The organism is Streptomyces sp. NPDC097617 (genome assembly GCF_044761485.1).
Lineage (GTDB): Bacteria > Actinomycetota > Actinomycetes > Streptomycetales > Streptomycetaceae > Streptomyces.
On sequence record NZ_JBIWCL010000007.1, the window covers coordinates 153,217 to 164,183 of the forward strand.

Sequence of the window (10,967 nt, forward strand, 5' to 3'; positions counted from 1 at the left end):
CGAACGCGTACGAACCCTCGTAGAGTCCAACGCCTCAGTATCCCTCACGCTGATCGGTGCTCGTGACAGTCACGATGCCGAGGAATTCGGGACAGGGCTGCCGGTCGCACGGACCGTCACCCCGGACGGGGACGTGATTCTCCTTGTATCAGGGGAATCCACGGCTGCCAGAGCAGCCGCTCACGCCCAGGACGACGACCTCACCGCCGTGATCGAGATCACGGATGTGGCGCCGGTGTCCGTGCCCCATCGTATCCGAGGCCGCGCCTGGCTCGCCGGGTGGCTGACGCCGGTGCGCGGGGACGAGCGGGCCGCCTGCGCGGCGCTGCTCGCGGAGCGGCACCCGGTGGGCGAGCTACTGGGCATGCGGGAGCCCCTCGACCCCCCGGCCGATGTTCTGCGGGGCGGCGGCCGCCCGGCCTGGATGATGCTGCGCCTGGAGGTCGGCGAGATCTCGGTGGACGACCTGTGGGGCGCCGAGCACGTGGACCCGGAGCACCTGGCCGCCGCCGAGCCGGACCCGATGGTCGCGCACGAGACGGAGCTGCTGCAGCACCTGCACGCCGCCCACGGCGACCGGCTCGGCGAGCTGTGCGGACTGCTGGGCGCCCGCGAGGCCGGCGGCACGACCGCCGTCCCGCTCGCCCTGGACCGCCTCGGCCTGCGCGTCCGCTTCACCGGGGGCGCCGTCGGCTCCTTCGACGCCCGCTTCGACTTCCCGGAGCCGGTCGCCGACATCTGCGGCCTGCGCCGGGCGATGCACTCCTTGTTCTCGGCGGCCTCGCACTAGGCCGACCGGGCCTCAGGCGGTGCAGGTGGCCAGCATGTCCTGGAGGGCGAGCTTCTCCGGCGCCGTCACGGACAGCCCGTACTCGGCTTTGATGCCGGTGTAGCGGCGGGCGTACTCGCACCAGTACGCCCGCCGGGGCGGCCGCCACTTGTCGGCCGTGCTGCTTCCCTTGTCGTAGTTGGTCTGCTTGTCCACGGCGAGCAGTACGTCGAGGTCGTTGGCGTACTCCAGCCTGCGCTGCGGGGTCCACGCGTACGCGCCGCCCCGCCACGCGGCGCCGAGCGCGACCACATGATCGGTCTGGATCTGCGAGGCGCGCCGGTAGGTGTAGGGCAGCTCCTTGCCGGTGTACGGGTCGTGCAGCACCCCGGACAGCACGACGCAGGGGTTCCGGTCCCCTTCTCGGAGCTCCTTCAGGTCCCGGCGCAGCACGTCGTCGCGGGTGTCGCAGCCGTTGCGCCCGCCGACGGCATCCGTCTCGTCGGACCAGTACGTACCGAAGTTCTCGCGCTTGTACGTCTGCCGGTTACGGCCCGGCTCGACCTTCAGCCCGGCCAGCCGCGCCTTCGCGGTGGCCGCGTCCGGCGGGAACCCGGCGTCGGTCAGGGGCACCTGCGCGGCCAGCGCCGCCGCGCTGGCCCGGGCCGTCGCGACGTCCTCGTGATGGCACCCGCCGAGCGTCAGTGCTGCGGCTGCGGCTGCCGCTGCGGCGAGGAGCGGAATCCGGCGTCCCATGCCGGGAGCGTAGGCCCGGACCGCGTCCACCGCCGCCACAGACACGGCGCCGCGGGTCGATCAGGAGCCGGAGCCGCCGCGCAGCCGCTCGCGGACCTTTTCCACCACGTCCGCGTAGCGGGCCTCCGCGCCGTAGCGCGTCGGCTCGTAGTACCGCTTCCCCTGGATCTCGTCCGGCGCGTACTGCTGCGCGGCAATCGCGCCCGGCACGTCGTGCGGGTACACGTACCCCTGCGCGTGCCCCAGCTTCGCCGCGCCCTTGTAGTGCCCGTCCCGCAGGTGCGCCGGGACCGAGCCGGCCAGCCCCGCCCGTACGTCGGCCAGCGCCGCGCCGATCGCGGTCGTCGCGGTGTTCGACTTCGGGGCCAACGCCAGCGCGATCGTGGCGTGCGAGAGGGTCAGCGCCGCCTCCGGGAAGCCGATCATCGCCACCGCCTGGGCGGCGGCCACAGCGATCGGCAGGGCCGTGGGGTCCGCCAGTCCGATGTCCTCGCTCGCGGAGATCATCAGGCGGCGCGCGATGAACCGGGGGTCCTCGCCGGCCTCGATCATCCGCGCCAGGTAGTGCAGCGCCGCGTCCACGTCCGAGCCGCGGATCGACTTGATCAGCGCGCTGGCCACGTCGTAGTGCTGGTCGCCGTCCTTGTCGTACCGGACCGCCGCGCGGTCGACCGCCTCCTCCAGGGTCTGGAGGGTGATCTCGTCCTCGCCCTTGGCGATGGCCGAGCCGGCGCCGGCCTCCAGGGCCGTCAGCGCCCGCCGGGCGTCGCCCCCGGCGATCCGCAGCAGGTGCGCTTCGGCGTCCTCCGGGAGGGAGACGGCCCCGCCCAGGCCCCGCTCCTCGGTGAGCGCGCGCCGCATCAGCGCCCTCAGGTCCTCGTCCGTCAGCGGTTCCAGCGTCAGCAGCAGCGAGCGCGACAGCAGCGGGGAGATGATCGAGAAGTACGGGTTCTCGGTGGTGGCCGCGATCAGCGTCACCCAGCGGTTCTCGACGGCGGGGAGCAGCGAGTCCTGCTGCGCCTTGCTGAAGCGGTGGATCTCGTCGAGGAAGAGGACGGTCTCCTTGCCGTATCCCCCGGCCGCGCGCTTGGCGCCCTCGATGACCGCCCGGACTTCCTTGACGCCCGCCGTGATCGCGGAGAGCTCCACGAAACGCTTCTGGGTGGCCTGGCTGACCACATACGCCAGCGTCGTCTTCCCGATGCCCGGCGGGCCCCAGAGGATCACCGAGGAGGCACCGGCGGGGCCGCCGGCCCCTTCCTCGACCAGCCGCCGCAGCGGTGATCCAGGTTTCAGCAGGTGCTGCTGGCCGACGACCTCGTCCAGGATGCGCGGGCGCATCCGGACGGCGAGCGGGGAGCTCGAGGGGTCCTTCTCCCTGCGGTCTTCGGCAGCGGCGGTGAACAGGTCTGGTTCCACACAGGAAGCGTATGCGACCCCACCGACAGGGCCGCCCCGGCCGCCCGAGCCGCCCGGGCCGCCCGCCGTCAGGAGGTCCAGAAGTCCCACCAGCGGGTCAGGATCAGCATCCCGATGATCCCGACGTGCAGCACGGGCAGGACCCAGGTGAACTCGTCGAGGAAGGACTTGACCCAGCCCGGGGCGGGCAGCAGCCCCTCGCGGACGTTGTGCGAGGTGACGTACCAGAACATGAAGATCGTGGCGACCCAGGCCAGGCAGCACCACAGGCACAGGGAGTTGATGTTGTACAGCGACTGGTACATGAGCCAGGTGCAGAAGACGACGCCGAAGAGGGTGCCGGCGTTGAACGTCAGCCAGTACCAGCGGCGGAACGAGGCGCCGGCCAGCAGGCTCATGCCGACGCAGATCACGATCCCGTAGGCGACGAGTCCGAGCATCGGGTTCGGGAAGCCGAAGGCCGACGCCTGGTCGCTCGTCATGATGTTGCCGCAGGAGACGATCGGGTTCAGGCTGCACGCCGGCTTGAAGGTCGGGTCCTCCAGCAGCTTGAACTTGTCGATCGTGATCACCCAGGCGGCGAGCAGTCCCGCGGCTCCGGTGATCACCAGCAGCAGGGCCAAGGCCCGGCTTCCCGCGACGGTCCTGCCCCGGGCGGTGTCCGCGTCCGCACTTCGTGTCGTCATACCGCCCGCTCCGCTTCTGCAAGGTGATCAAGCAGGGCCATTGTGCCGTATGAGCCTGTGAACGGACGGGGCCGGGGAAACATCCCCGGCCCCGTCCTGTGCGCTGCTCCCGGCCACTGCCGTCAGGCGAGGCGGGCCCGGACCGTGTCGACCAGCTCGGCGACGGGCACGGAGCTCTGCTCACCGGATTCCATGTCCTTGAGCTGGACGACGCCCTCGGCGAGGTCCCGCTCGCCCACCACGACCGCGAAGCGCGCACCGCTGCGGTTGGCGTCCTTCATGGCGCCCTTGAGACCCTTGCCGCCGTACGACATGTCAGCGGCGACTCCCGCCTTGCGCAGCTGCGTCACCAGCCCGAACACGGTCGCCTTGGCCTCGCCCAGCGCCACCGCGAAGACCGTCGTCGTCGCCGGGATGTCCAGCTCGATGCCCTCGGCCTCCAGGGCCAGGACGGTGCGGTCCACGCCGAGGGCCCAGCCGACCGAGGGCAGCGCGGGTCCGCCGATCATCTCGGACAGTCCGTCGTAGCGGCCGCCGCCGCCCACCGCGGACTGTGCGCCCAGGCCGTCGTGGACGAACTCGAAGGTGGTCCGGGTGTAGTAGTCCAGCCCGCGCACCAGCTTCTCGTCGTCCTCGAAGGCGACGCCGGCAGCCGTGATCAGCGCCCGCACCTCCTCGTGGTACGCCTTGCACCCGTCGCACAGGTAGTCGCGCAGCACCGGAGCGCCGACCAGTTGCTTCTGCACCTCGCCCCGCTTGTCGTCGAGGACGCGCAGCGGGTTGATCTCGGCCCGGCGGACGGTCTCCTCGTCGAGGTCGAGGCCTCGCAGGAAGGCCTGCAGCGCCTCGCGGTAGACCGGGCGGCACTCCTTGTCGCCGAGCGAGTTCAGCAGGATGCGGAAGTTCGACAGGCCGAGGGTGCGGTAGGCCTGGTCGGCCAGGATGATCAGCTCGGCGTCCAGGGCCGGGTCCTCGGCACCGATCGCCTCGGCGCCCACCTGCGAGAAGTGGCGGTAGCGGCCCTTCTGCGGACGCTCGTAGCGGTAGTACGAACCGGAGTACCAGAGCTTGGCCGGGAGGTTGCCCTGCTTGTGCAGGCTGGCCTCCAGCGCCGCGCGCAGCACGGAGGCGGTGCCCTCCGGGCGCAGGGCGAGGTTGGTACCGCCCTTGGTGGTGAGGGTGAACATCTCCTTGGTGACGATGTCGGTGGACTCGCCGACTCCGCGGGCGAAGAGGTTCACGTCTTCAAAACCGGGCGTCTCGATGTAGCCGTACCCGGCCGTGCGCAGCGGGGCGGAGATGGCGTCGCGGACCGCCAGGAACTTGGCCGAGTACGGCGGGATCAGGTCGTACGTGCCCTTGGGGGCCTTGAAAGTGCTCACGAAACTCTCGTCACATTCCTCGTCGTGGAGCGGCGATGCCGTCTCCGAGCCCGGCGGCGACCTCCCGCAGGTACGGGTTGGTCGCGCGCTCGCGGCCGATGGTGGTCTGGGGACCGTGGCCGGACAGCACCACGGTCGAGTCGTCGAGCGGCAGGCACACGCGGCCCAGCGACTCGAGGATCTCGGTGTGGGAGCCGCCGGGCAGGTCGGTGCGTCCGATGGAGCCGGCGAAGAGCAGGTCGCCCGAGAAGAAGACCGGCGGAACGTCGGCCAGCTCGGGCATCCGGAAGGTCACCGACCCCTTGGTATGCCCCGGCGCGTGCGCCACGGAGAAGTCCATTCCCGCCAATTTCAGCGCCGCGCCGTCGGTCAGCTCACGGACGTCGTCCGGCTCCCCCACGGTCAGCTCGCCCATGAGAGGCATCCCGATGGAGCGGCCGAGGGCCTTCTCCGGGTCGCTCATCATGTAGCGGTCCTCGGGGTGGATCCAGGCCGGTACGTCGTGTGCTCCGCACACCGGGACCACCGAGGCCACATGATCGATGTGGCCGTGGGTCAGCACGACCGCGACGGGCTTGAGCCGATGCTTCTTCAGCGTCTCCTCGACACCCTGGGCGGCCTGATGGCCCGGGTCGATGATGACGCACTCCTCGCCGGCGGCGGGGGCGACCACGTAGCAGTTGGTGCCCCAAGCGCCTGCGGGGAACCCGGCAATCAGCACGTTCGTCCTCAATCGTCGTCCGGTGGGAGGCTGCAGACAGGAATCCTGCTGCTCAGAGCCTACCGGCGCCGCTCATTACACAGCGAACCCATATACGGTACGGCCTATCCCAGCCCGGACAGCAGTAGCAGACACGTACAAGGAGACGACCCGGTGGTCACGAGCGATCAGCGACGGCGACAGCTCGCCAAGGAGAAGTACGAGCGCCAGCAGGAGCGCCGGGCCGAGGCCCGGCGGAAGTCGCGCCGGCGTGCGGCCGTGATCGGCGCGGCGGTGGCCGTGGTGGTCGCGACGCTGGTGGGCCTGGTCGTCGGCGGGGTCTTCGACAAGGACAAGAAGGACCAGGCCGCGGACCCGTCCGCGAGCCCGTCGGCCTCGGCGAGCGAGCCGGCGCCCAAGCAGTCCCCCTCGCCGGAGATGGCGATCGACCAGAAGGCGAAGTACACCTTCGCGCTGAAGACCAGCGCGGGTGACGTCAACTTCACGATGGACGCGGCCAAGACCCCGCAGACCGTGAACTCCTTCAAGTCGCTCGCCGACAAGGGCTACTTCGACAACACCAAGTGCCACCGGCTGACGGCCGGCGGGATCTTCGTGCTCCAGTGCGGTGACCCCGAGGGCACCGGCCGGGGCGGACCGGGCTACACCATCCCGGACGAGAACCTGGACTCCCTGGGCAAGGCCAACGAGCAGGGCCAGGTCGTGTACCCGGCCGGCACGGTGGCGATGGCCAACACGGGCCAGCCCGGCTCGGGCGGCAGCCAGTTCTTCCTGGTCTACAAGGACAGCCCGCTGGCGCCGTCGTACACGCCGTTCGGCAAGATCGACGCGGCCGGACTGAAGGTCCTGGAGGAGATCGCGAAGGCCGGTACGGTCGACGGCGGCCAGGACGGCGCGCCGAAGACCGAGGTCAAGATCGAGAAGGGCGCGGTCACGCAGAACTGACGTGACGCGCCGGCCCCGGGCCCGGCCGGCCCGCCCCCCCCGTACGCCGATATTCCGTCGTGCGGGATGCGGACAGCCGGCCCGGCGGTCGCCTATGTTGGCGTTGTGCAGGGCGGGCGCTGCCCGCCCCAGGAAACTGTGGACGATGCCCAGGGGGTGAACCCCTCGCAAGGCATCAGGTGGAGGAGGCGCTGTGAGCAGCGACCCGTGGGGCCGAGTCGACGAGACGGGCACCGTGTACGTGCGTACTTCCGATGGCGAGCAGGTCGTCGGATCGTGGCAGGCCGGCACCCCTGAGGAGGCCCTGGCCTATTTCGAGCGCAAGTACGAGGGCCTGGTGGTCGAGATCGGCCTCCTCGAGAAGCGCGTGCGGACCACTGATCTGTCCGCCAAGGACGCGCAGACGGCGATCGACCACCTGCGCACGCAGGTCGACGAACACCACGCCGTGGGCGACCTGGACGCCCTCCGGGTGCGGCTGGACAAGCTGGTCACGACCGTGGAGTCCCGGCGCGAGGAGCGCAAGGTCGCCAAGGCCAAGCAGACGGACGAGGCCCGTGGGGCCAAGGACGCGCTGGTCGTCGAGGCCGAGCAGCTGGCGCAGAGCGACCAGTGGCGCAGTGCCGGTGAGCGGCTGCGCGCCCTGGTGGACATCTGGAAGGGTCTGCCGCGCCTGGACCGCAAGTCGGACGACGAGCTGTGGCACCGGTTCTCCCACGCCCGTTCCGCCTTCTCCAAGCGCCGCAAGGCGCACTTCGCCTCGCTGGACGCGCAGCGCGAGGACGCCCGCAAGGTCAAGGAGAGGCTGGTCGCGGAGGCCGAGTCGCTGTCGAAGTCGACCGACTGGGGCCCGACGGCCGCGCGCTACCGCGAGCTGATGGCGGACTGGAAGGCGGCGGGCCGGGCGCAGCGCGAGTCCGAGGACGATCTGTGGAACCGTTTCCGCGGTGCTCAGGACGTGTTCTTCGCGGCGCGCAGCGAGGTCTTCGCCGAGCGTGACGCCGAGCAGATCGAGAACCTGAAGCTCAAGGAGGAGCTGGCCGACGAGGCCGAGAAGCTCGTCCCGATCACAGACCTGAAGGCGGCCCGGGCCACATTCCGCTCGCTCAACGAGCGCTGGGAGGCCGTCGGCCACGTGCCGCGGGACGCCCGGCCGAAGGTCGAGGGCCGCATGCACTCGGTCGAGCGGGCGATCCAGGAGGCCGAGGAGGGCGAGTGGCGCCGTACGAACCCGGAGGCGCGGGCCCGTGCGGCCGGCCTGACGGGTCAGCTCCAGGCGGCGGTCGACAAGCTGCGTGGGCAGGTCGACGCGGCGCGCGCTGCGGGCAACAACACCAAGGCCGACAAGCTGTCGCGCGAGCTGGAGGGCCGCCAGGCCCTGCTGGACCAGGCTCTGAAGGGCCTGGAGGAGTTCGGCGGCTGATTCCCGGCCGCCCGTGTACGCGAGAGGGCCCCGGTACGGAGATCCGTACCGGGGCCCTCTCGCGTGTTACGGCCTGCGGGCCGACGTCACGCGGTAGACGTCGTAGACGCCCTCGACGCCCCGGACGGCCTTCAGGACGTGTCCCAGGTGCTTGGGGTCGCCCATCTCGAAGGTGAACCGGGAGGTGGCCACCCGGTCGCGGGAGGTCTGGACGGCCGCCGACAGGATGTTGACGTGCTGGTCCGACAGGACCCGGGTGACGTCCGAGAGCAGCCGGGACCGATCGAGCGCCTCGACCTGGATGGCGACCAGGAAGACCGAGGACTGGGTGGGCGCCCATTCGACCTCGAGCATCCGCTCGGGCTCCTGGGAGAGGGAGTCCACGTTGACGCAGTCCGCACGGTGCACCGATACGCCGCTGCCGCGCGTGACGAAGCCGACGATCGGGTCTCCCGGCACCGGGGTGCAGCAGCGGGCCAGCTTGACCCACACGTCGTCGACGCCCTTGACGACCACACCCGGGTCGGCGTTGCTGCGCCGCTTGCGGCCGCGCGCGGGCGGGATCGATTCCTCGATGTCCTCGTTGGCCGCCTCCTCGCCACCGAGGGCCGCCACCAGCTTCTGCACGACGCCCTGCGCGGCCACGTGGCCCTCGCCGATCGCCGCGTACAGGGAGGAGATGTCGGGGTAGCGCATCTCGTGCGCGAGGGTGACGAGCGAGTCGCCGGTCAGGATGCGCTGGATCGGCAGGTTCTGCTTGCGCATGGCCCGCGCGATGGCGTCCTTGCCGTGCTCGATGGCCTCGTCGCGGCGCTCCTTGGAGAACCAGGCGCGGATCTTGTTGCGGGCCCGCGGGGACTTGACGAAGCCGAGCCAGTCGCGGGACGGGCCCGCACCCTCGGCCTTGGAGGTGAAGACCTCGACCAGGTCGCCGTTGTCGAGCGTGGACTCCAGCGGGACGAGCCGGCCGTTGACCCTGGCCCCTATCGTCCGGTGGCCGACCTCGGTGTGGACGGCGTACGCGAAGTCCACGGGGGTGGCGCCGGCGGGCAGCGCGATGACGTCGCCCTTGGGGGTGAAGACGAAGACCTCGTTGCGGGAGAGGTCGAAGCGCAGCGAGTCGAGGAACTCGCCCGGGTCCTCCGTCTCCTTCTGCCAGTCCAGCAGCTGACGCAGCCAGGCCATGTCGTTGACGGTGTCCTGGCCGGCGCTGCCCTTGGCGGCCTGCGGGACGTCGGTACGGACCTTGGAGGTGCCCGCGACGGTCTGCTGCTTGTACTTCCAGTGCGCGGCGATGCCGTACTCGGCGCGGCGGTGCATGTCGAAGGTGCGGATCTGCAGTTCGACGGGCTTGCCGCTGGGTCCGATGACCGTCGTGTGGAGCGACTGGTACATGTTGAACTTGGGCATCGCGATGTAGTCCTTGAACCGGCCGGGGACCGGGTTCCATCGCGCGTGCACGGTGCCCAGGGCCGCGTAGCAGTCCCGGACCGTGTCGACGAGGACGCGAATGCCCACCAGGTCGTAGATCTCCGCGAAGTCACGGCCGCGGACGATCATCTTCTGGTAGACGCTGTAGTAGTGCTTCGGCCGGCCCGTCACGGTGGCCTTGATGCGGGCGGCCCTGAGGTCGACCTGCACCTCGTCCGTGACGACGGCGAGGTACTCGTCGCGCTTGGGGGCGCGCTCGGCGACCAGGCGCACGATCTCGTCGTACATCTTCGGGTAGAGGATCGCGAAGGAGAGGTCCTCGAGCTCCCACTTGATCGTGTTCATGCCCAGCCGGTGCGCCAGCGGGGCATAGATCTCGAGGGTCTCGCGGGCCTTCTTCTCCTGCTTCTCCCGCTTGAGGTAGCGCATGGTGCGCATGTTGTGCAACCGGTCGGCGAGCTTGATGACCAGGACGCGCGGGTCCTTGGCCATCGCCACGACCATCTTGCGGACGGTCTCGGCCTGGGCCGCCTCGCCGAACTTCACCCGGTCCAGCTTGGTGACGCCGTCGACGAGCAGGGCCACGGCGTCACCGAAGTCGCGGCGCAGGTCCTCCAGGCCGTACTCGGTGTCCTCGACGGTGTCGTGCAGCAGACCGGCCATGAGGGTGGCCGGATCCATTCCGAGCTCGGCGAGGATGGTCGTCACGGCGAGCGGGTGCGTGATGTACGGGTCGCCGCTCTTGCGCTTCTGGCCGCGGTGCCAGCGCTCGGCCACCTGGTAGGCCTGCTCGAGCTGGCGCAGCGTCGACGTCTCGATCTTCGGGTCGTTGCTGCGGACTATGCGGAGCAGCGGCTCCAGCACCGGGTTGTACGGGTTCGAGCGCTGCACGCCGAGCCGGGCGAGGCGGGCGCGCACCCGGTTGGAGGACCCGGCGGACTTCGCCGGCGCGGGCTTGACCGGAGGCGCCGGCGGAGCCGGCGGGGGCGTGGCGGGGACCGCCGGGGCCGGCTCGGCCTGCGGGTCGGGCTGCGCGGCGGAGATGGGCTGGACCTCGTCTGGCAAGAGCGCTCCTCACGGGGGCCCCCCGGAGGGAGTCCGGGGGTGGATCCGGTGCCCGTGTCCGGTCCGGACAACCCATGGTAGCGAGGGTTCGGCCCCCTCGTTCCGCGAGCCCCTCCCCGCCCCGGCCCCACCCGGACCCTCGTTCCGCCACACCCACCCGGCCCCGCCGGCGTTTGAGGCGACCCTTCGGCCTCGCCGGCTTTGAGGCGCGGGGGTCCGGGGGCGAGCCCCCGCAGCGACCCCGCACACGAAAGCGGCGGGGCCCCCGGCCCGCCCCGGGGGCCCCCCCCCCCCCCCCCCACCCCCCCCGGCCCCCCCCCCCCCCACCCCCCCCGCCCCCCCCCCCCCCCCGCGCCCCCACCCCCCCCCG

At 71.1% G+C, this 10,967-nt stretch carries 9 protein-coding genes; 3 read left to right on the top strand and 6 right to left on the bottom strand.

Features of this window, described 5'->3' with window-relative positions; genetic code table 11:
• Positions 1-52 precede the first annotated feature (52 nt).
• Positions 53-790, top strand: coding sequence for a DUF2470 domain-containing protein (locus ACIQZO_RS14795; protein ID WP_403625762.1), 738 nt, complete (start codon positions 53-55; stop codon positions 788-790).
• Between the two features lie 12 nt (positions 791-802).
• Here the strand turns inward: ACIQZO_RS14795 and ACIQZO_RS14800 are convergent, their stop codons facing one another.
• The 5 genes from ACIQZO_RS14800 to ACIQZO_RS14820 form a co-directional block, all read right to left on the bottom strand.
• Positions 803-1,525: an HNH endonuclease family protein gene (locus tag ACIQZO_RS14800; RefSeq protein ID WP_403625395.1), complete on the bottom strand. Its 723-nt coding sequence runs from the start codon at positions 1,523-1,525 to the stop codon at positions 803-805.
• 60 nt (positions 1,526-1,585) lie between these two features.
• Entirely contained in the window at positions 1,586-2,944 is a 1,359-nt protein-coding gene (locus ACIQZO_RS14805) for a replication-associated recombination protein A (RefSeq protein ID WP_403625398.1), read from the bottom strand.
• Positions 2,945-3,012: 68 nt separating this feature from the next.
• Positions 3,013-3,630 (bottom strand): vitamin K epoxide reductase family protein, encoded by a 618-nt coding sequence (locus tag ACIQZO_RS14810; protein ID WP_403625401.1) that lies wholly within the window; start codon positions 3,628-3,630, stop codon positions 3,013-3,015.
• A gap of 122 nt (positions 3,631-3,752) precedes the next feature.
• A complete protein-coding gene (gene hisS, locus ACIQZO_RS14815; RefSeq protein ID WP_403625404.1) occupies positions 3,753-5,012 on the bottom strand; it encodes a histidine--tRNA ligase in 1,260 nt (419 codons plus the stop codon).
• 10 nt (positions 5,013-5,022) lie between these two features.
• A complete protein-coding gene (locus ACIQZO_RS14820) occupies positions 5,023-5,733 on the bottom strand; it encodes an MBL fold metallo-hydrolase (RefSeq protein WP_403625406.1) in 711 nt (236 codons plus the stop codon).
• Between the two features lie 153 nt (positions 5,734-5,886).
• Here ACIQZO_RS14820 and ACIQZO_RS14825 point away from each other — a divergent pair, with 153 nt between their 5' ends.
• Both ACIQZO_RS14825 and ACIQZO_RS14830 read left to right on the top strand, forming a co-directional pair.
• A complete protein-coding gene (locus tag ACIQZO_RS14825; RefSeq protein ID WP_403625408.1) occupies positions 5,887-6,678 on the top strand; it encodes a peptidylprolyl isomerase in 792 nt (263 codons plus the stop codon).
• A gap of 193 nt (positions 6,679-6,871) precedes the next feature.
• Positions 6,872-8,101 (top strand): DUF349 domain-containing protein, encoded by a 1,230-nt coding sequence (locus ACIQZO_RS14830; RefSeq protein ID WP_403625410.1) that lies wholly within the window; start codon positions 6,872-6,874, stop codon positions 8,099-8,101.
• 66 nt (positions 8,102-8,167) lie between these two features.
• On the opposite strand, the gene ACIQZO_RS14835 is transcribed toward ACIQZO_RS14830, so the two are convergent.
• The gene (locus tag ACIQZO_RS14835; protein ID WP_403625413.1) at positions 8,168-10,597 is read right to left on the bottom strand and encodes a RelA/SpoT family protein; all 2,430 of its coding nucleotides are present in this window, start codon (positions 10,595-10,597) and stop codon (positions 8,168-8,170) included.
• Positions 10,598-10,967: the final 370 nt, after the last annotated feature.

Excerpts from the sequence above, each read along its gene's own strand:
- ACIQZO_RS14800 (WP_403625395.1), bottom strand. The coding sequence starts at position 1,525 with ATGGGACGCCGGATTCCGCTCCTCGCCGCAGCGGCAGCCGCAGCCGCA.
- ACIQZO_RS14810 (WP_403625401.1), bottom strand. The coding sequence starts at position 3,630 with ATGACGACACGAAGTGCGGACGCGGACACCGCCCGGGGCAGGACCGTC.